The organism is Flavonifractor sp. An9 (assembly GCF_002161245.1).
Classification (GTDB): Bacteria; Bacillota; Clostridia; order Oscillospirales; family Oscillospiraceae; genus Flavonifractor; species Flavonifractor avicola.
In genome coordinates, this window is sequence record NZ_NFHC01000004.1 from 67,194 (window position 1) to 93,318 (window position 26,125).

Annotated in this window: 29 protein-coding genes; 12 read left to right on the top strand and 17 right to left on the bottom strand. The window is 49.5% G+C overall.

What is annotated here, in order from left to right:
• Nucleotides 1-9: 9 nt before the first annotated feature.
• Nucleotides 10-882 carry a Flp pilus assembly protein CpaB gene (locus tag B5G40_RS04305; RefSeq protein WP_242959222.1) on the top strand — a complete coding sequence of 291 codons (873 nt, stop codon included), beginning with the start codon at nucleotides 10-12 and terminating at the stop codon, nucleotides 880-882.
• Between the two features lie 34 nt (nucleotides 883-916).
• Here the strand turns inward: B5G40_RS04305 and B5G40_RS04310 are convergent, their stop codons facing one another.
• Entirely contained in the window at nucleotides 917-2,341 is a 1,425-nt protein-coding gene (locus B5G40_RS04310; protein ID WP_087398884.1) for an ATP-binding protein, read from the bottom strand.
• Between the two features lie 106 nt (nucleotides 2,342-2,447).
• On the opposite strand from B5G40_RS04310, the gene B5G40_RS04315 reads away from it, so the two are divergent.
• The 11 genes from B5G40_RS04315 (at nucleotide 2,448) to B5G40_RS04360 (ending at nucleotide 9,837) form a co-directional block, all read left to right on the top strand.
• Entirely contained in the window at nucleotides 2,448-3,251 is an 804-nt protein-coding gene (locus B5G40_RS04315; RefSeq protein ID WP_087398885.1) for a hypothetical protein, read from the top strand.
• Nucleotides 3,244-4,620 (top strand): CpaF/VirB11 family protein, encoded by a 1,377-nt coding sequence (locus B5G40_RS04320; protein ID WP_087235930.1) that lies wholly within the window; start codon nucleotides 3,244-3,246, stop codon nucleotides 4,618-4,620. The genes B5G40_RS04315 and B5G40_RS04320 overlap by 8 nt, the downstream gene beginning before the upstream one ends.
• 3 nt (nucleotides 4,621-4,623) lie before the next feature.
• Nucleotides 4,624-5,556, top strand: coding sequence for a type II secretion system F family protein (locus B5G40_RS04325; protein ID WP_058963712.1), 933 nt, complete (start codon nucleotides 4,624-4,626; stop codon nucleotides 5,554-5,556).
• Complete coding sequence (locus B5G40_RS04330) at nucleotides 5,553-6,431, top strand: hypothetical protein (RefSeq protein ID WP_087235928.1); 879 nt, start codon at nucleotides 5,553-5,555, stop codon at nucleotides 6,429-6,431. The genes B5G40_RS04325 and B5G40_RS04330 overlap by 4 nt, the downstream gene beginning before the upstream one ends.
• A gap of 198 nt (nucleotides 6,432-6,629) precedes the next feature.
• Nucleotides 6,630-6,776, top strand: a complete 147-nt coding sequence (locus B5G40_RS17085; protein ID WP_164496941.1) for a hypothetical protein — start codon at nucleotides 6,630-6,632, stop codon at nucleotides 6,774-6,776.
• Between the two features lie 51 nt (nucleotides 6,777-6,827).
• Nucleotides 6,828-7,058, top strand: coding sequence for a DUF6133 family protein (locus tag B5G40_RS04335; protein ID WP_087235926.1), 231 nt, complete (start codon nucleotides 6,828-6,830; stop codon nucleotides 7,056-7,058).
• Nucleotides 7,059-7,161: 103 nt separating this feature from the next.
• Entirely contained in the window at nucleotides 7,162-7,509 is a 348-nt protein-coding gene (locus B5G40_RS04340; protein ID WP_242959225.1) for a hypothetical protein, read from the top strand.
• Between the two features lie 60 nt (nucleotides 7,510-7,569).
• The gene (locus B5G40_RS04345; protein ID WP_087235924.1) at nucleotides 7,570-7,986 is read left to right on the top strand and encodes a zinc-finger-containing protein; all 417 of its coding nucleotides are present in this window, start codon (nucleotides 7,570-7,572) and stop codon (nucleotides 7,984-7,986) included.
• Nucleotides 7,987-8,000: 14 nt separating this feature from the next.
• Nucleotides 8,001-8,576, top strand: coding sequence for a sigma-70 family RNA polymerase sigma factor (locus B5G40_RS04350; protein WP_087235922.1), 576 nt, complete (start codon nucleotides 8,001-8,003; stop codon nucleotides 8,574-8,576).
• 59 nt (nucleotides 8,577-8,635) lie between these two features.
• Nucleotides 8,636-9,337 carry a hypothetical protein gene (locus tag B5G40_RS04355; RefSeq protein WP_087398886.1) on the top strand — a complete coding sequence of 234 codons (702 nt, stop codon included), beginning with the start codon at nucleotides 8,636-8,638 and terminating at the stop codon, nucleotides 9,335-9,337.
• Nucleotides 9,334-9,837, top strand: a complete 504-nt coding sequence (locus B5G40_RS04360; RefSeq protein WP_087398887.1) for a hypothetical protein — start codon at nucleotides 9,334-9,336, stop codon at nucleotides 9,835-9,837. Before B5G40_RS04355 ends, B5G40_RS04360 begins: the two co-directional genes overlap by 4 nt.
• Nucleotides 9,838-9,938: 101 nt before the next feature.
• Here the strand turns inward: B5G40_RS04360 and B5G40_RS04365 are convergent, their stop codons facing one another.
• The 16 genes from B5G40_RS04365 to B5G40_RS04440 form a co-directional block, all read right to left on the bottom strand.
• Entirely contained in the window at nucleotides 9,939-10,619 is a 681-nt protein-coding gene (locus tag B5G40_RS04365) for a DUF6619 domain-containing protein (RefSeq protein ID WP_087398888.1), read from the bottom strand.
• A gap of 88 nt (nucleotides 10,620-10,707) precedes the next feature.
• A complete protein-coding gene (locus tag B5G40_RS04370; RefSeq protein WP_087398889.1) occupies nucleotides 10,708-11,133 on the bottom strand; it encodes a winged helix-turn-helix domain-containing protein in 426 nt (141 codons plus the stop codon).
• 57 nt (nucleotides 11,134-11,190) lie between these two features.
• On the bottom strand, nucleotides 11,191-11,688 hold the full coding sequence (locus B5G40_RS04375; protein WP_087398890.1) for a hypothetical protein: 498 nt from the start codon (nucleotides 11,686-11,688) through the stop codon (nucleotides 11,191-11,193).
• Nucleotides 11,672-12,739, bottom strand: a complete 1,068-nt coding sequence (locus B5G40_RS04380; protein ID WP_087398891.1) for a sensor histidine kinase — start codon at nucleotides 12,737-12,739, stop codon at nucleotides 11,672-11,674. Before B5G40_RS04380 ends, B5G40_RS04375 begins: the two co-directional genes overlap by 17 nt.
• Entirely contained in the window at nucleotides 12,736-13,422 is a 687-nt protein-coding gene (locus B5G40_RS04385) for a response regulator transcription factor (RefSeq protein WP_087398892.1), read from the bottom strand. The genes B5G40_RS04380 and B5G40_RS04385 overlap by 4 nt, the downstream gene beginning before the upstream one ends.
• Before the next feature lie 34 nt (nucleotides 13,423-13,456).
• Nucleotides 13,457-15,598, bottom strand: a complete 2,142-nt coding sequence (locus tag B5G40_RS04390; RefSeq protein ID WP_087398893.1) for an ABC transporter permease — start codon at nucleotides 15,596-15,598, stop codon at nucleotides 13,457-13,459.
• Nucleotides 15,588-16,367 (bottom strand): ABC transporter ATP-binding protein, encoded by a 780-nt coding sequence (locus B5G40_RS04395; RefSeq protein ID WP_015573176.1) that lies wholly within the window; start codon nucleotides 16,365-16,367, stop codon nucleotides 15,588-15,590. The genes B5G40_RS04390 and B5G40_RS04395 overlap by 11 nt, the downstream gene beginning before the upstream one ends.
• 178 nt (nucleotides 16,368-16,545) lie before the next feature.
• Nucleotides 16,546-18,255 carry a recombinase family protein gene (locus B5G40_RS04400; protein WP_087398894.1) on the bottom strand — a complete coding sequence of 570 codons (1,710 nt, stop codon included), beginning with the start codon at nucleotides 18,253-18,255 and terminating at the stop codon, nucleotides 16,546-16,548.
• A gap of 98 nt (nucleotides 18,256-18,353) precedes the next feature.
• On the bottom strand, nucleotides 18,354-18,533 hold the full coding sequence (locus B5G40_RS04405; RefSeq protein ID WP_087348854.1) for a hypothetical protein: 180 nt from the start codon (nucleotides 18,531-18,533) through the stop codon (nucleotides 18,354-18,356).
• A gap of 385 nt (nucleotides 18,534-18,918) precedes the next feature.
• Nucleotides 18,919-19,158: a helix-turn-helix domain-containing protein gene (locus B5G40_RS04410; RefSeq protein ID WP_087398895.1), complete on the bottom strand. Its 240-nt coding sequence runs from the start codon at nucleotides 19,156-19,158 to the stop codon at nucleotides 18,919-18,921.
• Complete coding sequence (locus B5G40_RS04415) at nucleotides 19,143-19,577, bottom strand: sigma-70 family RNA polymerase sigma factor (RefSeq protein ID WP_087398896.1); 435 nt, start codon at nucleotides 19,575-19,577, stop codon at nucleotides 19,143-19,145. Before B5G40_RS04415 ends, B5G40_RS04410 begins: the two co-directional genes overlap by 16 nt.
• A 511-nt stretch (nucleotides 19,578-20,088) precedes the next feature.
• Nucleotides 20,089-20,460, bottom strand: coding sequence for a metal-dependent transcriptional regulator (locus B5G40_RS04420; RefSeq protein ID WP_087398897.1), 372 nt, complete (start codon nucleotides 20,458-20,460; stop codon nucleotides 20,089-20,091).
• Between the two features lie 11 nt (nucleotides 20,461-20,471).
• Complete coding sequence (locus B5G40_RS04425; protein ID WP_087398898.1) at nucleotides 20,472-22,214, bottom strand: ABC transporter ATP-binding protein; 1,743 nt, start codon at nucleotides 22,212-22,214, stop codon at nucleotides 20,472-20,474.
• Nucleotides 22,211-24,025 carry an ABC transporter ATP-binding protein gene (locus tag B5G40_RS04430; protein WP_079545329.1) on the bottom strand — a complete coding sequence of 605 codons (1,815 nt, stop codon included), beginning with the start codon at nucleotides 24,023-24,025 and terminating at the stop codon, nucleotides 22,211-22,213. The genes B5G40_RS04425 and B5G40_RS04430 overlap by 4 nt, the downstream gene beginning before the upstream one ends.
• Nucleotides 24,009-24,623: an MptD family putative ECF transporter S component gene (locus B5G40_RS04435; RefSeq protein ID WP_087398899.1), complete on the bottom strand. Its 615-nt coding sequence runs from the start codon at nucleotides 24,621-24,623 to the stop codon at nucleotides 24,009-24,011. Before B5G40_RS04435 ends, B5G40_RS04430 begins: the two co-directional genes overlap by 17 nt.
• A 3-nt stretch (nucleotides 24,624-24,626) precedes the next feature.
• Complete coding sequence (locus tag B5G40_RS04440) at nucleotides 24,627-26,114, bottom strand: ABC transporter ATP-binding protein (RefSeq protein WP_079545325.1); 1,488 nt, start codon at nucleotides 26,112-26,114, stop codon at nucleotides 24,627-24,629.
• Nucleotides 26,115-26,125 lie beyond the last annotated feature (11 nt).

Below are 26,125 nucleotides of genomic sequence, written 5' to 3' on the forward strand. Positions count from 1 at the left end.
GAGATGCTTATGAAACTCAACAACCGATTTATCTTCGGCATTCTGTCCCTGGTTCTGGCGGCGGTCATCGCATTTGTGGCACTGCCCACCATTGCCCGGCAGACCAACGGCAAGACGGAGATCGTCCGCATCACCCAGCCGGTGCTGAAGGGCGAAAAGATCACCAGCGACAATGCCGAAGTCGTAGAAGTGGGCGGGTACAATCTCCCGTCCAATGTGGCCCACAGCATGGAGGATGTGGAGGGCCTGTATGTAACAGCCGACCTGGCCGCAGGCGACTATATCCTCACCAGCAAGGTCAGCACCGTACCTGTTTCCTCGGATGTGGCGCTCAACGATATTCCCTCCGGCAAGGTCGCCATCTCGCTGACTGTAAAAACGCTGGCCTCCGGCCTGTCGGATAAGCTGCAGCCGGGCGACATCATCCGCATTTATCACTTCCTGGAGACGGCGGAAGAGGTGCCGGAACTGCGCTTTGTCAAGGTGCTGTCGGTCACCGACTCTGACGGTATCAATGTGGACAACACCAAGGAGCCTACCGAGGACGAAGAGCCGCAGCAGTCTGCCACCATCACTGTGCTGGCAAGCCCGGAGCAGGCCCGTATCATTACCGAGATGGAAAATGACGGCGTGGCCCATGTGGCGCTGATCTCCCGCAACAACGACCAGCTGGCCGAGGAACTGCTGGCTGAGCAGGACAAGACGCTTCAGGAGATCTACTTCCCCGAAACACTGGTTGAAGAAAATGCTGAAAGCCAGGATGGCGGAGAAACTGCTGAAGGCGCCGCAGATAGCGAGTCCACAGGCGAAGCGGGCACCGAAAATACGGAAGGCGGTGTGGAAACAACTCCTGCGGACAGCATCCCGGAAGACGGCGAATAAAAATGGGCGGTGAACAGATTCACCGCCCGATTCCTCACTGCTGGGTAGAAAGATGATCCTCGTTAATCAGGAAAAGCTGTGGATTTTCTTTGCCCAAGTCAACAAGACGCTGGGTAAAACCGCTTTTAGAAAATATCCCAAAAATAGGCTGATAGCCTTTCCATACCTTTTGGATTTCGCCAGAAGCCTGCACCTTATCGCGGAGAGCAAAAAAGACAGGCGCATCCACCGGCTTATTGTGGTATTTGCACTCGCCGGCAAAGAATCGCTTGTTTTGATGGTCCACCGCCATCACATCAATTTCCGTATCGCTGTCCAAATCATTCAGCCAGTAAGCTCCGATCCGCGAGGGAACAAAGTCAATGGCACCTTCCCTGCAAAGGTCTGCAAAAATGGATCTGCAGACATCTTCATAGGCGAAGGCCACAAACTTCTGTACGAAGTCTTTTCGGATTTCATCCAGAACAATCTGCGTATTGTCCAGTTCCAGTTCCCCTTTATATGGATAGACATACCGGAACCAGAAACGCACAAAGTTATCAGAGATGAAATAAAGGCCTTTACGGGACTTCTCCGGATTTTTCTCCGTAACCGGCGTTTCCTTCACGACAAAGCCAAGGTCGCTGAGCGTGGAAAGATATGGCGTCAGCGCGGAAGTTTCTGTCCCCAGAGCTCCCGCAATTTTCCCCAGCTTGTGGTTTCCATCCGCCATCACGCGGATAATGGAAAAATAGTTGACAGCGGATACCACTTCATCTTTCAGCAGAAAGTTTGGTTCTTCATACAGAAAACCGTTCTTCGAGAGAACCGCAGACTCCACCTGTTCCAGCAGTCCTTCCTGATCGTTGAAAAACTCCAGATATTTGGGTACGCCGCCGGTAATCGCATATTGCTCCACCGCACGCTCAAAAGAAAGATGCTGAGCGGCATACACATCCGGGAACGACAAAGGCGCCAACCGGATCTGTGCAGTCCGGCGGCCATACAGGGGGCTGTCATAAGACAGCGCGTGTTTTTGCATCATTCCAATCAAGGAGCCGCAAAGAATCAGCATCACATTGCTGTCCTTGAGAACTTCGTCCCATGCGTTTTGCAGAATAGACGGGAACGCCGGATTGGACTTAACCAGATAGGGAAATTCATCAATAACCAGGACTTTCTTTTCCTCCGGCCGGAATTCCGCAATGATATGGAACAAATCCAGCCAGTCGGAAAAGGCTGCACGCTGCAGCAACGGATTCCGTGTTACCCGGGACACAACACCAGACAGCCGTTTTATGCTTTGTGATTCCACTTCCTCCGTTGCGAGAAAGTAGAATGCCAGCTTACTCTTGATAAATTCTTTAATTAGTGTTGTTTTTCCTACACGCCGCCTGCCGTAAATCACAACAAAGCTGCTGTCTTTTTGGTATTCCCTTTCAAGAGACTCCAGTTCTCGTTGTCTGCCGATAAACTTCATGTTAACGCCTCCTTTATCATAATCTATTTTATGATAATCTACCTTATATTATACATTTGTTTTGCAAAAAGTCAAGGGCATTCCGCCCTTGGGAAAGGAGCTTCCTATGGGAAAAGTCATTACCGTCTGGGGCAGTCCGGGGAGCGGGAAAAGCATGTTTTCCTGTATCCTGGCAAAAGCCCTGACCCGCGACAAGCGGAAAGCCATCATCATCAATGCGGAAATCAGCGTCCCCATGCTCCCGGTCTGGCTGCCGGAGCAGATCATTCAGACCAATGCCTCGGTGGGGCAGGTCCTGAGCAGCGTAGAGATCGACACCTCTCTGGTGGCAAGCCATGTCACGGTGCTCAAAAGCTATCCCTTCATCGGCCTGATGGGTTATTCCGCCGGTGAGAATCCGCTGAGTTATCCGGAAATCAAATACGCCATGGTACTCCAGCTGGTCAACGCTGCCGCAAAGCTGGTGGATTTCGTCATTCTGGACTGCAGTTCCAACATGACCAATGTGTTCACCCCGGCGGCGATTGAGTCCGGTGATCTGGTCATCCGCCTGCTTACCCCCGACTTAAAGGGTGTCAACTATCTGAAAGCCCATCAGCCCCTGCTGGTAGATGGCCGGTTCCATTATGACCGGCACATAACTTTTGCCGGCATGGCCCGCCCCTTCCACGCTCTGGATGAAATGGGCTATATCATTGGCGGCTTTGACGGCCTTCTGCCCTATGGTAAGGAGATCGACCGCTGCGCCACCGAGGGCGGGATGTTCCAGGCCATCAAATACTGCAATCCCAAGTACACCGCCTCACTTAACAAGGTGCTGGACGCCCTGGAGCAGATGGAGCTGGCCGAGCAGGCGGCAGAGGATGCGGACGACGAGGACGAGTTCGAGGAGGATGACGCCGATGAATAATCTCAACGACATATTCTTCACGCCGGCGGCCAACCAGGACCTGACCTATGACCAGGTGCTGGAGGATGTGCAGCGGTATTTTGCTGAAAATCACGCCTCCACCATTGCCGAGGCCGGCGAGGGAAACGCCGAGCGGGCCACCACACTGCTCAAAGAGCTGATGGTACAGTACATCGTCAAGCGGAAATACGCCATTGAAGGGCTGACCACCGAGGAACTGTGTGAAAAACTCTACGAGGATATGGCCGGTTACTCCTTCCTCAAGAAATGGATCTACAAGCCCGGCATTGAGGAAGTCAACATCAACGCCTACAACGACATCGAGGTGATCGAGGCCGGCGGGCGCAGCATCAAGATCCCGGACAAGTTTTCCTCCCCGCAGCACGCCATTGATGTGGTGCGCCGTATGCTCAACGCCTGCGGCATGGTCATTGACGACACCATGCCCAGTGTGGTGGGATTTCTGGACAAAAATATCCGTATCTCTGTGGACAAGACGCCCATTGTGGACCCGGATGTAGGGATCAACGCCTCCATCCGTATCGTCAACCAGCAGACAGTCTCCGAGCAGAAGCTGCTGGATTCCGGCAGCGCCACCGCCGAGATGCTCCACTTCCTGATGGCCTGCATCCGGTATGGCGTCAGCGTGTGTATCGCGGGCTCCACCGGCTCCGGCAAGACCACCATCATGGCATGGCTGCTCTCCAATGTTCCCAACAACCAGCGCCTTATCACCATTGAGGAAGGTAGCCGCGAGTTTGATCTGGTCAAGCGGGATGAAAACGGAAATATCTTGAACTCCGTCATCCACCTTCTGACCCGGCCCAGCGAAAATCCGGCGCTGAACATCAACCAGGACTTCCTTTTGGAGCGGGTGCTGCGCAAACACCCCAATGTCATCGGCGTCGGCGAGATGCGGTCCGCCGCAGAGAGCCTGTCGGCCGCCGAGAGCTCCCGCACCGGCCATACCGTCTGCACCACCATCCACTCCAACTCCTGCAACAGCACTTACCGCAGGATGATGACCCTCGCCAAGCGCAAATACAGCATGGACGACGCCGTGCTCATGGAGATCATGGTGGAGGCCTATCCCATCGTGGTATTTACCAAGCAGCTGGAAGACCGTTCCCGTAAGATCATGGAGATTCTGGAGGGCGAGGACTACCGGGACGGACAGCTCATTTCCCACACGCTCTACAAATTTGAGGTGGAGGACAATGTGACCGATGAAAAAGGAGAGATCCATGTGGTGGGCCATCACCGGAAGGTGGGCCTGATCTCGGATACTTTGAAAAAACGGCTCCTTGACAACGGCATCTCCAATAAGGAGCTGGCGGAGTTCATGGACGCCCCGAAGGAGGTGGATTAAAGGTTGCAGTGGATCTACATCATTTGCTTTGCGCTGATCAGCGCGGGCCTCCTGGCCCTGTTCGGTGTGCGGCCGGGGGATTTTATCGACGCCCTGTTCCGCTCCCAGCGCAAGGCAGCTACCTTGTCTGACGAACTCAATGTCCTGATGGGTACGCCCGCCAAGGGCTTCTTCAACCAGGACTATGAGCTGAAACAGATTTTGAAAGGCACCGGCCGCTCCGACCGCTATGAGGCGGTCAAGCGGCTGTCGCTGATCCTGTTTGCGGTGGGCGCTGTGCTGGCGCTGCTCATCAACAATGTGTATATGGTGCCGATCCTGGGCATTGGCTTTTCGCTGGCCCCCATCTGGTATCTGCGCAGCACAGCCGCCAGCTACAAGAAGCATCTGAACGAGGAACTGGAGACCGCTATCTCCATCATCACCACCTCCTACCTGCGAACAGAGGACCTGATACGGGCGGTCAAGGAAAACCTGCCCTACATCAATGAGCCGGTGAAGGCCAACTTCGAGGCATTTGTGTACGAGGCGGAACTGATCAACGCCAACCTGACCAGCGCCATCAACTCGCTGAAGATGAAGGTCCCCAACCGGGTATTTCATGAGTGGTGCAACATCCTCATTCAGTGCCAGTCTGACCGCTCCATGAAAAACACACTGCCCACCATCGCCCAGAAGTTCAGCGATGTGCGAGTGGTGCAGTCTGAACTGGAGGCCATGATGCAGGGCCCGCGCCGTGAGGCCATCACGATGATGTTCCTGGTGGTCGCCAATGTGCCGCTGCTTTACTTCCTCAATGAAGACTGGTTCCATACGCTCATCTTCACCACACCCGGCAAAATTGCCCTGGCGATCTGCGCAGCCATCATTCTCTTTGCCCTGACGCAGATCATGAAGCTGAGCAAGCCCATTGAATACGGAGGTGACGGCGCATGACCCTTTTGGCACTTGTGGCGATCATCTTCTTTGGTTTTGCCACCTACAACCTGACCTGCGCCTTTGTGGATATTCCCACAAAGAAGACCTCCCGCATGATGATGCTGGCCCGCAAGCAGCAGGGCGTAAAGTCCGAGAAACTGCTGGATGTCTACATCACCAAAATCGCCGGACTGATCGCCCCGTACCTGAAACTGGATAAACTCAAACGGAACAAGCTGCAGCGGGCGCTGGATATTGCCGGTCTGGAACTGACGCCGGAGGTCTACACAGCCCGGGCTTGGGTCACGGCAGGCGCCGTCGGCCTCAGCTCTATCCTGATGGTGTTTCTGGTGCCGCTGATGGTTCCCGTGCTGATCGGGCTTGCGGTGGCGCTGTGGTTCTCGACCTATTACAGCGTCTTCGATTTCGTTAAGAAGCGCCGCAAGCTCATTGAAAGCGAGATCCCCCGGTTCGCCCTGACTATTGGGCAGAACCTGGAGAACGACCGGGATGTGCTGAAGATCCTTACCTCTTACCGCCGGGTAGCGGGCAAGGACTTCGGCGCGGAGCTGGACCAGACCATTGCCGACATGAAAACCGGCAACTATGAGAATGCCCTGATCCGTTTTGAAACCCGCATTGGCAGCCCCATGCTGTCCGATGTAATCCGCGGCCTGATCGGCGTGCTTCGCGGCGACGACCAGCGGATGTACTTCAAGATGATCTGCTTTGACATGAGGCAGATCGAGCAGAACAATCTGAAAAAGGAAGCGGCCAAGCGCCCCAAGAAGATCCAGCGTTACTCCATGATGATGCTCATTTGCATTATGATCATCTATCTGGTGGTCCTCTGCACCGAGGTCATGAGTTCCCTGGGCGCTTTCTTCGGCTGACAGGTATCCGCCCACGCCTCTGGTGTGGGCTTTCCATATACCCGCTCCCATCCGGGGGCGAATCTACGATGGAGGTGATGTTTTGTACCGCAGTGGGTTCCCATAGCAGCCGCTATGCCGGCTGCCTTCCATCCATTTCCCCAGGGCCGACCTGCTCTCAGGCCGGTCCTGAACCTATCGTCTGAACAGGAGAAATCCATGTCGAAGAAAAAATATATTCCGCCTGACGGCGAAGATGTGCGGCGGCGCCGGTTCCGGTGGCTTTTGCGCCAGAAGCCGAAAGCGTATCCGGACAGGCCCCGCTCCAACAAAAACAGCCTGCTCAAGCCTATCCGCCGGTCCTGACCGGCCATAACCATACCCAAATCCAATATCACATTTACAGGAGGTATTTCCATGAAGAAGTTTACCAGCTGCATCTGCAGCAAAGCGAACGGCCTCGCGCTTCGGGCCCGTATGGCGCTCTCCAACCAGCGCGGCGATTTCTACATCTCTGATGCGGTCAAAATCATCATCGCCGTTGTGCTGGGCGCCCTGCTGCTGGCGGCCCTGACCCTCATCTTCAACGATACGGTCATCCCCCGGATCACGCAGGAGATCGAGGGCCTGTTCGGCGCGGCCAACTAAGGGCTTGTTCGCTTAAATGCCGTCAGCGGGGATCAGCTTGTGGACATCCACAGCTGGTCCCCGCTTTTTTATTTTCTCAAAAAACGAATAACGGAGGTAGAGGATGAAAACATCCTGCAAATTTTATTCCTTTCTGCGGGCCGTCCGTGGGAACTGGCGCAATGCCATCTTTGTCAGCTGTGGCTGCGATGCCTGTATGTATGGCCGGGAGAAGCCCTGTTCCGGATTCCTGCTGACAGTGGATGAGTGTGGGCAGGTCATGCTTCTGCCTGCGGAAACCGTACATGAGCTGACCGGTGAGGAAGTAGAGCCCACCGAGTGTAGCGATGTCCTGTCGCACCGCTCTTTTGACGCCGCTTTTTCCAAGTACATCGAATGGCATGCGCCGAACTCTTCCGCATGTACGCTCAGGCAGCTTTGTCTGGACCCCAGCTGCAGCCAGAACAGCTGATTTTTACACAGAAAGACGCCATCGCGCCGCCTTTGGCGCGTCTTTGGAGGTGATGATTTTATGATGAAGCAAAAACAGATCAAATGTCCTTATTGCCATGCCAATGCCTCTCTCCGCCCTGCCAGCGTGGTTTACGGCTTGAACCGCCGGTCCCAGGGGAAATTTCTCTATCTCTGCGACCGCTGGCCCGCCTGCGATGCCTATGTGAGCGCCCATGACAGGACGCACCGGCCTATGGGAACTTTGGCAAATGGAGATCTCCGACACAAGCGCATTTTGGCGCACCGGGCATTGGAGCAGCTGCAGCAGAGCCGGCACATGGAAAAATGGGAGGTCTACATCTGGCTCCAGGCAAAGCTGGGGCTGGATGAACGGCAGGCCCATATCGGCCAGTTTTCCGAATGGATGTGCGATGAGGTCGTCCGCCTCTGTAGGCAGGCCTCAGCTCCTCCCGCCGCCGGACAGGCGGCAGCCTGACGGGAGGTGAGCAAATGACCAGCCTGACAAAACAGCAGCAGGAACTCGTTGCTCAAAACCTGCCAGTGGTGCATTGGGTGATCTGCGACTATATCCATGTGAATCCGACTATCTGCGGCCTGGAGTACAGCGATCTGTTCCAGGAGGGGTGCGTCTGGCTCTGCAAAGCCGCGGCCACCTATAAGGACGATGGGCGGGCACAGTTTGCCACCTACGCCAAAACGGTCGTAAAAAACGGGCTTCTGTCCTATTGCCGGACGATCTGCAACAGGGGCAAGATGTTCAGCCGGCTCATTATTGGGGAGCATGGGGAACTGGCCGCCGACGGTGAGGCCCTGGAGCCGCAGTCCGACGCTTTTGACGCCCAAGTGTCCCTGATGGAAACGCTGTCGCTTCTGGAGACCAGCAAGCAGGACTATGACGGTGTGGCCCGGCTTGGGATTGAGGCTCTGGCGCTCAAGCTCCAGGGGATGCGGGTCACGGATATTGCGGAACTTTACCAGGTTCCGCCCTCCCATGTGGGTGCATGGATCTCGCGCTCGGTCGCCAAGTTGCGCAGTGACCCCCGCTTTCTGGCAAGCCTGCTTTGATTTTGTTGAAAACCACGGCCTTCCCGCAGTAAAGGATATATATAAGGAGGCATTGATCGATGGAACAGAAAAACTTATATACTGCAATCGGCCGTCTGGAGCGGGAAACAAATGGCTGCGGCCGGTCCTGCCCGGTCATCCGCCTTGGCGGTCAGCCCTACATGGTGGATATGCAGGAGCTGGTCGTTTGGACTGCCCTGAATTGGCGGATCTCCAAGTGGGAGGATATTTCTTTTCAGTGCGATAAGCTAGCTTCATCTATGGGCGGTGCTGTCAGCCGGCCCTGGGATGACTGCGTGAACCGTCTGCTTACCCGCGGCCTGCTGGTTTCCGGCTGCGGGGAGACCGAATATGATGCGCTGTATGATCTGTTGAGTTCCCTGGGCATCATCCCCACCAGCGGCTCTGCCCTGGTGCGCGGCGTATCGTTTATGAAGCTGGTATTCAGCCGTCGCGTTTCAGTCGGGCAGGCGCTGAAGCTGTTTCGCAAAGACCGCCGAACCGACTATGAATCCCGCGTCATGCGGCTTTCCCGGCAGGCCCTGCTTTCCACTGCGGAGATCATCAAATGTGTGGAGCAGGATGTCTTCTCCCTCCCCAGCGAGCGGGTCCTGATGGAGAAGGTGTACGGCGACAGCGAAACCACCTGCCAGAATATCGCCAGCCTGATGAAGAACAGCCGGAGCAGCCAGGCGGTAACGCTGGCCGTTGCCAACCTGTATCTGCGCCAGCAAATCATTTTTGAAAGGATCAGTACATGAAATACCAATGGAGCCAATTTCCCTTTGTCCTGCGGCGCAAGATCCTGCTGACATTCCTGGCCGGGATCGCCAGCATAGCAGTCAGCCTTGTGATCTTCACTGTCACCGCAGACCGCATCCTTCTGGTGCTGGGTGGACTTATTTTTGCCGCTTCTCTGGTGCTGGGCAGCAGCCTATGGCGCACCGCCGCCCGGGGCCAGTACGAAGTGGTAGAAGGGATCTGCGCCGGCGTCAGCACCCCTATGCTGCGTCGTTACCGCAAGATCCAGCTGATTGATGAACAGGGTGCGGAGCGCACCTTGCTGTTGAGCAAAACTGCCAAGTTCCAGATCGGCGCCCGCTACCGCTTTTATTTTCAAAAAGGGAGCCGGCCTGCCGTCGGAAACGACTATCTGGACACCGCTCTCTCCACCAACAGTTTCCTTGGATACGAGGTATTGGAGGGCATAGCCTCCTGTGATGAAGAGATGGAAAGCAAGGAGCAAACACCCCATGAGTAAGAAATATGCGGCACCGTAACTAACTCGGTGCCGCATATCGTTTACAGAAACTCAATAGGAGCTACAAATTGATCGTACACATAATTTAACTTTACATCTGTTCAATGAGTTGAATTTAATTCCTGAACTGTACCATAGTCTTTTAATTTGCTTTCTTCAAATGTTGCCTGTACTTCATTTACATCTGCAAACAATATATTGCCGCTTGAGATCAATGGTAGCAAACATGTGTCGATTTTTAGCGTTTCTGAAGGCGTATTCACTAAAATTACCAATGAATTTTGGGCTTCGATTGGCTCCGCCGCTCCCAATGTTACATTGACAGGGAAAGCGAGTAGCCCATCGCCATCATATTTATATAGCTCTATACCAGTGGGTAATGCCTCTCCAGTAACGGTTAATACGCTCATTTGGGCTTCCAAAAATTCCTGCATTCCACTAGATAAATTCTTATATTCAACAGGTTTTAGTTTATCCATATTTCCAAAGCGTTCAATCCATTGAGGATTTGTCATAATTAAGTGTTCATAACTGCCAAGTTCTTCTGAGATTTCAATATTGCTGTCAACTACATAAGAGAGCAAGAGGTTAGTATCTACTGATGATAAAAAATTGTCCCCCTCTTGAATCAGCACTGGATCTTCACAGATTGTATCAATATCTGTGTATGCAATGTATCCAAGACCATCTGTTTCATATGAGCTTAACTGATCAGTTTTCCCACACCCTGATAAACATACCATCAATGCGAAAATGTTTAATATCAACATTTTCTTTAACATAAATCTTTCTCCTCGTTTCTTAAACTTAATGTACCGCCTATTGCCGCCTCAATCCCTTATGGGGCATCTTGGTCTGAGTCTTTATTTACTATTTTATCCTCAGTCGATACCCATGTCCTCGTACCGTCTCAATAGTGTCTGGTCCCAGCTTGCGTCGGAGTTTATAGATCATGCTAGAGATTCCTGTCCAACCGACATCAAAAGAATCTGTTGCGACGGCCTCATAGATTTGCCGGGCGGAAAATACCTGCCCAGGTCGGTGGGCCAGTAAGAGCAGTATATCAAACTCCATCGGGGTTAATTCAATCTTCACGCCCTGTTGATACACCAAACGCTGCCGTGGAACAATTTGCAAAGTTCCATGCAAGAGTGGCGTGTCATCAGAGGCGTTCATTGTTGAGAAATATTTGATAGAAGAGAGTGCTGCTATAGAATCAACAAAGGCATCTTCCTCATCATTATTAAAAGATAAAATTATAAACTTCCCATGTGTACCACAACCTTCCTTCTTCATACTTCAATTACGTTCATCAACCGTTTCAAAAACTTTTAGCCAAAATATCAATAGTCCTTATTTCTTGGTTTTTCTTAACGCAATTGCAATGAAAATCAACAATGCACAGACTACAAAACTGCCTATAATATATGTCCAACCAAAGAATGATAAACTGAATATATTGGGTGCCGCCGGATGAGTGAAGAAATTGGTATAAGGTTCGTTTGACGCAATTCTTTGCAAGGCACTGCTAACATTCGCAGGATCTACGCCATAGAGAAATGCTCCCATAAGATACAGGACGATTTTCTCTATAATGTTTGGCAAAGCAATTCCCAATAGATATATCCAGATATTTGTTGTCCTTGTTGACTTATAAAGATAAATCGTGCTTATAAGGTATGGGACAAAGGCCAAACAACCGCCTAAAAGACCGGCATATAAATGGAAACCAAATATGATAAATATAAGCCGCAGCAAAAAATAGGTGCCTAAAATAATCAACCAGCTTATGGCTAAAGAAAGAACGGGGCTTTTCACCTTTGCTGCGTGTGTATTAGTTATTTGCTGCATCACTACACCTCCTAACAGATGATTTTACTTTCGGGAATATCAAAGATACTGTTGTTCCACACTTCAATTCTGATGTGATTTGTAAATCTATTGCTAAGTCCGTCGCCATTTTCTTTACCAAATACAATCCCATACCTGTTGACCGGCTCATATAGCTGCCTCTGTCGCCGGTAAAACCTTTTTCAAACACAAATAGCAGGTCGGAGTTTGGAATGCCGGGGCCATTGTCGGTAATTGAAAGAACGATTGTTTCCTCTCCAATATTTTCTCTAAGTTGGAACAACAATGTAGGTGACGATGTTTTATCGGCATATTTAACACTGTTATTGATAAGCTGTCCCAAAATAAACATCAGCCCTTTTTTGTCAGAGAAAACATTGCAGTCATGTCCCCCAAAATCAATCGTAAATCCCGCTTCTTCCAACAAAGTCTGATTGTCGGAAATGGCCTCTTTGCAGACAGTGAGAACGGAAAGCGGTTCCCAATAATAATCCTTGTGAGTTGCCCCCAATCGGGAAAAGTAAAGAATTTGTTCCACATCTTGCCGTATGTGGTCGCGTACATGGAGCATACGAGAATAAACAAGGGGCGACAATTCTTCTTTTCGATTATCTAAAACAAGCGTCATCAAGGAAAGCGGCTTTTTGATCTCATGTACCCAGTTTTCGATATAACTTTCATAGTCTACAAGTTGAACACCGCTATTATCAATCTCTGCTTGTCGGGATCTTAAATTATCACCCAATTCATGGATAAAAGGGTGCATAGATATAGGGGCAGCTTCACATAAAGCGTATTCGTTCGCTTCGTCCGGCTCCGTAAGAAAATGGTGAAATACGGTTTGCAGCTTGTGGTGCCGTTTCACTAAAATAAACAGTGGGATAAAGGATGTCCCAACGGAAACGGAAATCATCAACCATATAAGGCTGTAAAATTCTTCTGGATATGCAAACCATGCAAAAAAGATAAACAATACATTGGCACAAGCTAAGGCAATCAACCATATTTTACAGGATGAAATATACGCTAATACTACTTTTAGTGTTTTCATATATCCACCTGCTCTTTCAAACGATACCCCTCTCCGCGCACTGTTTCTATGCGATCATCAAGTCCATAATTCCGCATTGTTTTCCGTAAACGGGTAAAATTAACTTGCAGGGCGTTTTCATCTATAAATTTATCAGTTCCCCATAGCGCATGAAAAAGTTCTTCTTTTGAAACTGTACGGGGATAGTTCATTAAAAGAGTCAGTAAAATTTTCCCCTCATTAGGTGGCAGCACATACGAAGTTTTTCCCACATAAATAGTGAATGTATGAGGATCAAGTAAAAATCCATTCCCCTTTAGCAAATCATGTTGTATCTGCTGCTGTTCTGTCCGCCGCAGCAAGGATTTTATGCGCGCCAGCAGACGTTCCATATTGCAAGGCTTAGTTAAATAATCATCTGCTCCCAAACCTAATGCGTGTATTTCATCCTGTAATTTGTCCCGTGCGGTCAATACCAGCACGCCCCCGATCCCTTTCGCTTTCAATTCCCTGCATATATCAAAACCCGATTTGTAAGGAAGATTGATGTCCAGCAATATGAGATCCGGCGCAATAGCCTGAATTTGGGAAACAACGTCCTCAAATTCCGATATAGGAAATGTATCGTAACCGGATTTACTCAAAAGGTCAATTAGTTCCTCTCGCATATATAAATCATCTTCTACAACAACAATTTGTGCCAATATGACCGCCTCCTTTCTTTCATTTTATTTCCCATCAAGAGTTGGGCTTCCAGTTTAGTTTTGCAATTTCCCGGTCTGCGGTTCTGGCAACCGCAATAGCGTACACTGCCAATATCAAAATGACAATTCCAGCCATGATGCCTGCCAATAAATAAAACGGAGCATCGCTCGCCACCGAAGGGGAAAGGTATTTCTGCATAACGTAAAGGCCAACAGTGCCGCTAACACAAGCCAGCCCCAGAGGTAAAAGAAAATAGTATAGCACTTGCCTGTGCATTGACTTTTTCATTTGTTCACGCCTTGCCCCCAGAAGTGAAAGCGTGAGATACCTTGCTTTTGTTGCCTGCATTTGCGTCAAAAATTGTAACGCGAGTAATGCACAAGCAATAATCAAAAGCATAAAGCCCATATACAGGGTAGTATAACTACTGGACACGATATAAAAGAGCTGCCGCCCGAAATTATTTAGGTAGCTTTCAAAGACTAAACCAGATGGCCGCAAAATATCGTTTACTTCCATAATCGACGCCATTAAACCATCTGCTTCAACTCGATCTTTCGGAATACAAAAATTCCATGATACCGTAATGCTATCTGGGTTTATATAGCTTTCAAATACATTATCAGATACAATGAGCGCAGTAAAAATACGAATGTTTCTATCCGCAGTCAATCCTTTCATCGGCACAGAGGGAACCAGAGTAAATTCCTGCCCATCAATATAGATGAGGGGCTTTTCTTGTGAGGCACCGATTATTTGGTTCAACAATTTTTCCGCCTCTGCTTGCGCACTCCCAAAGAAATCTGGATTGAGATACAAAATAGCCTCGTTATCGTTTAATGTTAAAGTATCTTCCCCCGAAGCCTCCAAAAGCTGATTATAAGAAGAAGCCCGCAGAAGGTAAGGGGCTGATCCACTCGTATCAATCAACGCTAATAGATTAAGGGCTGCCGGATTATCGGCGTCAATCTCATAGCTGACAGCGCCTTGTGTGGCCGGATCTTCCACGTTACTTGGCAGAGCATGAACAATCTCCTTGCGAAGCAGTGACCAATCCATATAAGAGCTTAGTCCACCGTCTGGCCGTTTCATAACCCCCGTTTCCATACGGTTTACATGAGAAACATAGGGGGCCATTTTTTCAGATGTTAAATATTGCTCCACTGTCTGATCTTCACCGGATATAGTAAAGTCATAAACAGAGGCCCCCCGTGTCAGTTGGTCGCTGGATGACATAATACGGACAGAGCCATCCGCGATCAACATAATCGTCAGCATCATCAAAAGAGAAGCAACGGAAATGGATACGAATTTATTTACTATATTTTCCTGCAACTGCCGTAGAGTGAAAGTATAAAGCCCTTGTGTAGATTTCTTTTTATTAGAGCCTGCCAACAAGCTCAATAATCTTGCCAGTCCGCGTATAAAGAGTATTGTCCCCATAATGCCTAAGAGAACCGCCAAAAACAGCATTGCCCCTCCTGCGGCCATAAAATGGTTTAATACGAGCCAATAGGCAAAAAGCAAAAGTACCGTGCCGAGAATAAGAGTGACGATACTGCCGCCGGTTTTTCCTACTTTCTGCTTTTTTGCTATTTCGCCATAAAGAAGCTGATGGATTTCTTGACGGCATAACCGGCCACCCAAAATAAACAGGGCGATTGCCTGAACAAGCATAAATCCCAATACTGTCCAGACAACAGCGCTCACGGAAAAGCTGGACTGGTGAGAAATAATATCCTGACCTACTAATCTGGATGTCGCAAGGCTGATGATCTCTGACAGAAATCCGCCGCCAACAATCCCGCCACAAAGAGCTAAGATAGAAGTAAAAAGCCCTTCCATCAAGAGTTGGAGAAAGAGCCGCCTTCTTTTCATGCCAAAGAGCAGATAAAGCCCCAGCTCTTTACTGCGACACTCAAGTTGATATTTGTTTGCAAAAGTCACAAGAAAAAACACAAATAATAGTGCGCACAGATATACTGCAGGCATCATTGTCGTAAGCAAACGATTGACAGCATCACTCTCAATTTCTGCCAGAAACCGTATTACATCTTGTTTTTCCAAAGAGAGCATAATATAGAAAGCTGCAACGGCAGTTATCATTGTTAGAAAATATATCAAATTTTCGCTGCGATTTCTCTTGGCATTTCTCCATGCAATATTAAAGAACATTCGCACTTCCTCCCCCCATTTGCGCCATTACTTGCAGGATACGTTCATAGAACGCTTCCTGTGTTTCCGTTTGGATTTGTTTCCTGATTTCGTGAAATATCACTCCATCTTGTATAAACAAAATTCTGGTACAAAAGCTGGCAGCATTGGGGTCATGCGTCACCATTAAAATTGTCCGCTGTTGTTTTTGATTGATTTCCTGCAATTTTTCCATGAGCTGACGCGCCGATTTGGTATCTAAAGCCCCCGTAGGCTCGTCAGCCAAAATAATTGAGGGGTTGGAGATCAGGCAGCGGGCCGCAGCGACACGCTGTTTCTGGCCGCCGGACATCTGGGACGGAAACTTTTCAAGTACATCCCTAATTCCCAAAAAATCCGCAAGGTCAAACAATTTCTTTTCGGCAGTAGACGCAGCTACGTTATGAATGGATAAAGGCAGAAGAATATTTTCCTTTCCTGTAAGATTATCCAGCAAGGCGAAGTCCTGAAAAAGATACCCTATTTTAGTGCCACGGTATTCTGCCAAATCACTTCCGCTAAATGCGCTAATATTTTCGCCAGAAAGCATGATTTGGCCGGAAGTTGGTTTTATGATCGTTGCAATGCAATTTAGCAGCGTTGTTTTTCCCGAACCGCTGGCCCCCATTATTCCCAAATACTCACCGGGGAAAACGTCAAAAGTAATGCCATTCAAAGCCTTGGTCGGTACGCCGTCTTTGTTATAAAACTTTTGAAGATTGCGTACTTCTAATAATTTTCCTGTATTCATAGTAAGACACCTCAAATCTTTTTTGCCACCGTCACTGGTTACAAATTTATTATACATAACCGAGGTGAGCGTTACTACTTACATTACTTGTAAGGTTAAAATCCCGCTGTTTGTAGCATGGCGAGTGTTCTTATAGCATTTGAAACGCTGTAAGAACACTCGTCTTTTTTTGTTGTTTTCATCCGGCGATGGTGGATGGGGCGTAGTTGACGACTACGCCCTTTCTTGTGTTTACGGACACCTCCGGGGCGGGCAGCGGGATGAGGTCGGCGATCTCGATGGCGCCCACGCAGTTGTAGTGGATACGGAGCCGTTGCTCCCACACCCCATCTACCTTCTCGGCGTTGAATACCTCGATTTTCTCGATGAGCTCGTTGAGCATTCTGGGCGTTAGCTTGCGGGCGCGGGTGTATTTGCGGACCAGGGAGATGAACATATCCGTGGTCATGGACTGGCTGTTCTGCTTGTCAATCTCGGCGCGGAGCGCCTTGATTTTCTCTGCCAATTCCTTCTGCTCCTCCTCATAACGCCTCGACATTCTGGCGAAACGGTCATCGGAGAGTTTGCCGGAAACATTGTCCTCATAGATCCTCTCGAACAGGCCATCCAGTTCCTCATCGCGGGCTTGCAGGGCTTTCAGCTCCTTCTCCTTCAGTTTTCGGTCGGTGGCCTCCGCCTGCTGGGAATGGCCGATCACAGCCTTCACAAACTCATCCTCAAACTGGCTGGCAAACTTAGTCAGCCGCCGGATCTCGCCTAACACCACCTGCTCCAAGAAGTCCACACGGACATAATGGGTGGAAGTACAGGTCCCACGGTTGCCCTTGTAGTTGGAGCAGTTAAAATACTTGATGTCGGGGTTGCCCTGATTGAAATGAAAGTGTAGGTTGTGTCCGCAATCAGCGCAGACCAGAAGGCCGGAGAACATATTGCGCTCCCCTTCGTGGGTGCGGCGCTTGCGGATCTTGCCGCGCTTCTGCTGGACCTGTTCAAAGACCGCCCGCTCAATGATGGGTTCGTGGACATCCTGGAAGATGACCCAGTTTTCCCGGTCGTTGGCAAGCCGCTTTTTGTTCTTGTATGACTTGGAGTAGGTCTTGAAGTTAAGAATATCACCGCAATACTCCTGTAAAGAAAGAATATGAGTGATGGTGGAGCTGTTCCACATATACGGTCCGCGGAGTTTGCTTTTCCCAGGACGATTGACGCCCTTTTCACGCCAATAGGCGATGGGGGTAAGGATTTTCTCCTCGGAGAATATTGTGGCGATCTGCTCCGTTCCATAACCATCCAAAGTCATTCGGAATACTCGGCGGACTACCTGGGCGGCCTCCTCATCCACGATCCACCGTTTGGGATCGTCGGGGTCTTTCTTGTAGCCATAAGGCGGCGGCCCCATCGGCTCACCGGCATTGCCCTTGATCTTGTTGCTGATCCGGCGCTTCTTGCTGATGTCGCGGGCGTACCACTCATTGAACAGGTTGCGGATAGGCGCCAGCTCGTTCTCGCCCTCGGCGGTGTCGATGTTGTCCGAAACCGCCACCAGGCGGATGTCGTGCTCCGGGAAAAACTCCTCGGTCAGCCGCCCCACCTCAATGTAGTTGCGGCCCAGCCGGGACAGATCCTTCACAAACACGGCGGCGGCCTTGCCGGCAGCAAGCTGCTCCATCATGTCGTTGAAACCGGGGCGGTCCATCGTGACGCCGGAGATGCCGTCGTCCAGGAAGTGGACCAGGTTGGTGTATCCTTTTTCCTTCGCCACCTTGGTCAGCAGTTTCTTTTGGTTGCCGATGCTGTAACTCTCGCCCTCCAGGTTGTCATCGCGGGAAAGCCGCTCATAGAGGAACGCGGTCACATCACGGGATTTGCGGTTGTTCGACTGTCTCATTCAGTCCTCCTTCCTCCGGGACAGCCGAATAGCAAATATAACTTGTCTATGTTCATTATACCGCCGTCCGCCGTCCCTGTCAGCCGGGTCCGGGAGATTTACTTTGCTTCGCTCTCGGACTTCATCAGCCGCAGAAGGATGCTGCCCAGGGTATCCGGGCCATCTTGCCGAAAAACAGGTTCAACGACAAACGACCTATTGCCGAAGCGATAGGTCGTCTTTTCATCTAATGATTTATTGGATGTGCCGGTCTTGCCGGCAGCAGTTTTTTCTTGCATAGAATGCCCCCCCTTTCGCAAGAAAGATCAATACGAAAGAGGCAGAAAACGGACGGCTGCTGGCACAGCTCCACGGGAATTTCACCCCGGCCCATGCTGATGGGTGCGGCGCGCAATGCTTTGTGGGCGTTCAACGCGCGAGTATCTTTAACCTGCCCTGTATGTCATCGCCCGCAGGACGCCACGCCTGCTTTGCGGTCAGTGTTGATCGCTCGCTCCCAGGGGAGGTCATGGCGCACCGGCCGTATGGCTCGATACAGGGCAGAACGTATCCGTCTGCCTTATGCTGCGCCGGCGGCCTCCCGTCGGGCTTTCTTTGTCAAGGTCCGTCAGACTTCATGCCGGACCGTCGGGACAGGGAAAGGGAGAACCTGTCCCAAAGGTTTTAGACCGGCTGTACCTTGAAGCCTGTTACAATGCTGTAGATCAGCTTTGCTTCAAGCCTGAGCCGCATATCTTCATCGACGCACAGATATGTATTACCGTAATCGTCTTTCAGCGGCCTAGTTGCAAGCGCCCGGATGTAACTCTGATAGTGGGCGACTACAGCGGCAAGGGCGTCCTCGTCGCCGTTCACAGCCGCCAGGATCACAGGAACCGGGATGGGCTTTACTCGTCCGGCCATTCAAATCCCTCCTTCACCAGATATTTGCGCAATTCTTTCAGCGTAGCGCGCCGCCGCTTCGATACGGTCTGATGGACGATGTTCAGCTTTTCGCTGATCTCACGGTCCGTCATATCCAGGAAGTAAGACAGCAGGATCACATCCCGCTTGCCTTTCGGCAGCTGCGCTAAGGCGTCGGCCAGAATGTTGCCGTTCACGACAACCGGGAGTCCCTGCACGTCAAAGACATGTTCGTCCATAAAGTGCCTGTCCCATACGGCGGTCTGCTCCAGCTCGGAAGCTGTCAGCTCGCCCAGGGATTTTTCCTGGTCCCGGAGGCGGGCATATTCACGCTGGATATGCCGGGCCTCATTCTTCAAAACCTTGACACAGAAAGCGCCAAACTGATTCTGAATATGCTGCTCATAGGAGTCTTTCATTTTCTCACCTCCCTTCGCAGCCCGCAGGTGCGGGGGTGGTGATCTTCTCCCTTTCGCCTCAGTAATCCAGGGATGGCAATTTTGGCAACCGCGAAAGGAAAAAATTTTTTATGAAAGGCTCCGCAGTATGGCGGAGGCTCGCATAAACAGAAAAAGGCGCCCTCCTGCAGAACGCAGAAAGGCGCTGATGAATTATTCCTGGTATTTACATGATTGTACAGTTCATCATTATGAACATGGTGGCTCCTGGCGGCGGCCGGGCTTTTTTTGACGGCTCAAATCCAGTCTTATTTTGTCGAAACGCTCTTTGCTTCATGGCGGCTCCCTCCGTAAGCCGCCGTTCTCGCCAGCGTCAGGGCGTCGTTCCTATGAGGGCATAAAAAACGGCGGCCTTGATCTCTCAAAACCGCCGATGGGTATAAATGCAAAATGAGCGCACAAAACTACCTGCCCCAGCAACGGTTTTTTTCTTTCCCCGTCAGGCGGGGCAGGATGGTTTCAAATATTCAGTTTAATCTTGCTCCTGTGTGGCTGCCTCTTTCAGCCGTGAAAAGCTCTCATCGCTGATAATGTGTTCAATCCGGCAGGCATCGGCCTCCGCAGTTTTGGGGTCAACGCCTGCGGCGATAAGCTGCTCGGTAAAGAAACAATGGCGCTCATAGATTTTTTCGGCAACCTCGCGGCCCACATCGGTCAAATGGAGAAAGTGATCCTCGTCCATTGTGAGAAAACCACCATCCCGCAGGGTCGCCACCGCATGGCACACGCTGGGCTTTGACACCTCCATGTGCCGGGCCACATCTACGGAGCGTACCATACCGAGTTTCTTTTGGAGAACAAGGATGGTTTCCAGGTAGTCCTCCCCGGACGCATGAAGTTTCATAAATATTTCCCCTAATTGATTTGCCAACCGGCTGTAGTCTGCTGAATATCCCACAAATGCCGGTATAGACCATGATTATCCATCAGTTCCTTATGTGTACCCACTTCTTTTACCTCGCCCTGATCCAATACAATAATTTGATCGGCCCCGGCAATCGTTTTCAATTTATGGGCAATCATTACCACAGTACGGTCTTTCACGAGTTCTTCGATAGCCTGTTGAACTTCTACTTCATTCTCCGGGTCAAGAGAAGAAGTTGCTTCATCTAATAGCAGTACAGGGGCGTCTTTCAAAATTGCGCGGGCGATGGAAATTCGTTGTTTCTCGCCGCCTGACAACGTGGAGCCGCCTTCGCCCACCATTGTGTCATAGCCATCCGGCAGAGCCATGATGAAGTCGTGACAATGAGCCAGTTTTGCGGCTGCTTCAATTTCTTCCTGCGTGGCATTTTCCCGGCCATAGCGGATGTTGTTTCCAATCGTATCTTGAAACAGGTACACATCCTGAAATACAACGGAAATTTTTGACATCAGTTTTTCCGGATCTACGGTTGTTTCATCTATACCGCCAAAACGAACAGTGCCGCTTTGTGGGTCATAGAATCTGGCAATCAGCCGCAGCATTGTACTTTTTCCACTTCCAGACGGGCCAACTATGGCGGTCATGGTGCCGGATGGAAAAGACGCGCTGACATTATGCAAAACCATATCTTTCCCATAGCCAAAGGTCACATTCTCAAAGGATATATCGTGATTTTGGGGGGCTTCCCCATCTCCCTGCATGATAGGTTCATCCAGCAGATCAACAATCCGTTTTCCGGCGGCTGTCTGATAGACAAAAACAGGAAGCTGGATAATTGCGCCAACCAGCGGGTCAAAAATACGGGTTCCAACCAAAAGGAACATAACAAAGATGGTAATATCCAGCGTTCCACCCATAAGCAAATAGACGCCCACCATTGTTATCAAAGACAAGCCGCATTGTAGGAAAGAAACAGCCACCAAATAGAACGGGCCGGAAACACATTCCAACTTGATGCACTCTTTCATAAAGGTGTAAAACGCCCGTTCCAGCCGTTTGAAATTTGTTCCCCTGAGATTATAAGCCTTAATCACTTTCATTCCCGACAGATATTCCTGCAGCCGGTTTGCCTGTTCAATTCTCGCTCTTGTATGCGCCGCGCCGCGCATTTTATCAATCACCTGCACACCAAGCAGAATTAAAAAAGTAATCGGAAATCCTGCAAACATGGCAAGGGACAGCCGCCAGTCAATAAAAGACATCGCTACAAATCCGAGAACGGCGGTAATAAAGCCTCCGATCAACTGCGGCAGAACATGGGTAACAGCTTCCTCGATTTGTGCGAAATCATTCATCATTGTGTTGCCCAATTCGCCGGGGTCTTTGCTCATAAGGAAGCCCAGCGGCAATTTTCTGATATGTTCCGCAAGCTGGACGCGGCCCTTTGCGCTGGCATCATAACCATCGTGATAAGTGGCATGAACCGCTTTCCGTTCAAACAGATACAAAATGATTGCAAGGATAACCATGCCACCCCAGACAAGCCAAAGCTGTTTTGTGTTAAGCGTGTCACTCGTTCCACCAAAGTATAAATAAATGCTGCTTACAACTAAGGTCAGACAGCCAAAAGGGAAAAGGTTGACAAGATCAGCAAGGACAGTCCAGACAACAGGCTTTATCAGCTTTTTCGGGTTTCCTGCGGTTATACAATAAAGGGCATTGGTCTTTTTCATGCCTGCGCCACCTCCTTTTTCTTTGAAATCTGCCAATCAGAGGAAAGCGTATAGGCATCCCACATAGCAGAATAGGTCTTGCTCTTTTGCAAAAGCTCGTCGTGGGTTCCCTCTGCTTCGATTTTTCCCCCGTTGATAACCTCGATCTTATTTGCGTTTTTGATCGTAATAAGCCGGTGTGCAATAATCAGAACGGTTTTATTCTTTATCAGTTCTTGTAGTGCCAACTGCATTTGATATTCATTCTCCGGGTCAGCGTATGCTGTGGCCTCGTCAAGAATCAGGATAGGGGCGTTTTTCAAAATGGCCCTGGCAACGGCTACACGCTGTTCCTCGCCGCCTGAAAGATAAACACCGCCCTCACCAATCAGCGTGTCATAGCCTTTCGGTAGTTTTTCGATGAACTCATGGCACTGGGCAGCTTTCGCAGCAGCATACACTTCTTCTTTTGTCGCGCCGGGTTTTCCTACTGCAATGTTATTATAAAGCGTGTCAGAGAACAGAAAAGAATCCTGAAATACAAAGGACATCGTATTCATTAAGTCCTCGGTTTTTATATCCCGGATGTCAACACCGCCGATCAGGATTTTTCCTTGTGGAACATCCCAAAAGCGGGGAATAAGCTGTGCAATCGTAGATTTTCCCGAACCGGACGGCCCGACTAAAGCGGTGATCTGGCCTTGTCCGGCTTCAAAAGAAACATCTTTCAGAACAAGCGGACTGTCTTTTCCACCATAAGAGAAAGAAACATGATCGAATGAGATTGCATATCCATCCGGTTTTTTAGGGGCGCTCGGCTCTGCAATCGGGACTTCGCTCATAATCTCGTCAATACGAATTACGCCCTCGGTAATGTTGTTCATGCTGGAACCCAAACTGTTAAATTTGAAAACAGGGGTAGCAATTCCTGGCGCAAAGATCAGGAAAAACAGCAGAGTCACGGCAAAAGCCACGTTCTCCGGGTCGCCCGAAAGGAAGAAGATACCGGCTGTCAGAATAAAGGTCGCTAAAGACAGCACCAGCACACGGAAAACACAATACACCGGCTCGTAATTGTCCGCATATTTCGTACTGAAATCCCGATAGCTCATAATGTCCTGGTAGAATTTGCGGAAAGAATGAACCGTCTGCCCGAAAATTTTAATTGAGGGCATCCCACGTACATACTGTACGGACGATGTGCTGATATTTTCCAGCGCGTCGTAGTATTCCTTTAAGCCCTCCTGGGCTTTGGAACCGAACATCATAGAGAATTGGGCTGTAAAGCCTACGATAATAGGAATGATGCAGGCAAGCGCCAGCCACACATTCAGCCGGAACATGATAATTACCATGACGATTAGCATTGCAATGGTATTCACCATATCAGGGAATTGGTGAGCAATAAATTTTTCAATCTGCTCTACATCCTGTTCCGCAATTTGCTTGACTTTCCCGATTGCATTTCGATTAAACCACCCAAGAGGCAATTCGCTGATATGTTCAGACAAACGGACGCGAATACCGTAGAGCGTGCGATAGGCAGCAGTATGGCCTAACATACCGCCAAAATACATAAATACATAACCGATCAGCAGGCCAACAATGCCCTTTACAGCCCATGACACCATAAATCCCGTATCTGCATTTGTGAGATCAGATGCGTTTTTCAGCAATTCAACCATAATGTTATATACGGCCAGGAACGGGACTAACTGAAAGAACACATTTGCGGTTGAGAGAATGCACCCCCACACCATTAAAGTCTTTTTTTCTCCCGCCAGCTCCAACAGCCGGGGAATACCACTCTTTTTCTTATTTTCTTTTGCCATTGTCGGAACCTCCTTTTGCAAGCCTCTTTGCCGCTATCTTTTCGCCCCACAGGTAGCCTAAGATGGCGCAGAGGATCGTAACAATCGTGAGGACAACTACAATAGGCGTGTTAATCAGCTCCATGCTGGCATTTGCCATGTTCCCGGTAATCCGTTCTGCATAAAAAGCCTTGAAAGCGTCCTGCATATAGCACAGCGGTATGTATTCACCGAGCGCAAGGCCAAGCATGGGGCAGACCACACCAATGATTTTACCGGCGTGATTGTTCTTACCCACAGTATCATATAGAATCTCACCGATAATGCCGCCAACGAAAGTGCAGATAAACATAAGGCCGTAGGGGGCCATAGAAAACAGGCAAATACCGAACAGGAATGAAGAAATCAAAATTCCGCCCCGGATGGTGATTTTAGAAAGCATGACAACAAGAATCAGCGCCCCGAAAATCGCGAGAATACAAGGCAGGGCCAGCATGATAGGCGGGAAGAAGCCTACCGTACAACCGATAATCCAGCCCGCTGCAATCCATAAGGCGCTAAAAACGCCCACGCGAATCAGGTCACGAAGTTTTTTACTCCCTTTTGTTTTTGAACTCATACGTTATTCCTCCAATTCAAAGATTTTTGATAGTGTTTCTGATCTATATTCGTCAGGAGATATTCTTTTTATGGAATGATCGTCCTGTACTACTAATAGCGACGTAAATAAGGATGCTGCAAATTCGTAGTCATGGGTAATGACAAATGCGATTTTACCTGCAGCCGCCTGTTCTGTAATTGTTTCACTTACCAGCTTCATGTTTTCGGCATCCAGTCCACTTGTGGGTTCGTCAAAGTAAAGGAAAGGAGCATCACTCATACAGGACAATGCGATAGAAAGCCTCTGCTTTTGTCCCCCTGATAGGGTCGAGGGGTGGACATTTTCGTATCCCTCCAAAGAAAACTTCCTTAAAATCTCTCTGGCCCGTTCATAGGCGGTGGGGTTTTTCTCAAAACCTGTTACCATTTCGGAAATGACACTTCCGGCAAAAAACTGATAATCCACATCCTGCATAACATAAAACGATTTGTGGCGACGCTGCTGTTTAGAAGCATATTTACCGGCGATACTGATTTTTCCGCTTTTCGGCTTTTCCAAGCCCATGAGAACGCGGATTAAAGAGGATTTCCCCGTTCCATTTTTACCGACAATTCCAACAATATCTCCACTCTGGCACTCAAACGAAACATCTTTCCAAAGAAGCTGTTTTGACTGATACCCAAAAGATAGGTTTTCAGCGCGGACAGAAACTTGCTCACGGGTAGCTGCTTTCACAGAGGCGGGATTACAAACAATATCCTTTAGATTTACTTGCCGCAGCCCATTGTCATGAAACCAATTCGTGGACTGTGCTTTGAACTCATTTCCTGACAAAATCGTGTTGATCTGCCCGTCCTTTAGAATCACAACACGATCAGCCAAATCCTTTAAGTAGTACAATTTGTGTTCTGAAATGATGATTGTGCAGCCCTGTTCCTTTAATTGCCCCAACAGCTTTTTGAGCTGCTTAGTTCCCTCCCAATCCAGATTAGCGGATGGCTCGTCAAGGACATATATCTGAACATTCGCTGTATAAATGGACGCAATCGCAACCTTTTGTTTCTCGCCGCTGGATAACTCGAATATGCTTTTCTTTAATAGATTGGATATATTAAGCTGCTTCACGGTATTTCGGAAACGGTCTTGAATGACAGGTGATGGGGTTCCTAAATTTTCACTCGGAAAAGGAATCTCTGTTTTTACATGGAGCGTGAAAAACTGTGAACGCGGGTCTTGAAACACACTACCAACATAAGAGGAATAGTCCCCTGTTTCATGTTCCGATATATCCATGCCGCATACCCGGCAAGAACCTGTGATTGTTCCTTCAAAGAAGTCAGGTATCAATCCGTTTATACAACGGGTCAATGTTGTTTTTCCGCAGCCGCTTTTTCCTGTGAGAACAATAAATTCTCCCTCCTGAATTGTCAGGTCAATGTCGTGGATGCCGAAAGTATTGCTATCATAGGCAAAAGAGAATTTGTTGCATATTACTTTTTCATTCTGCATACATTCACCTC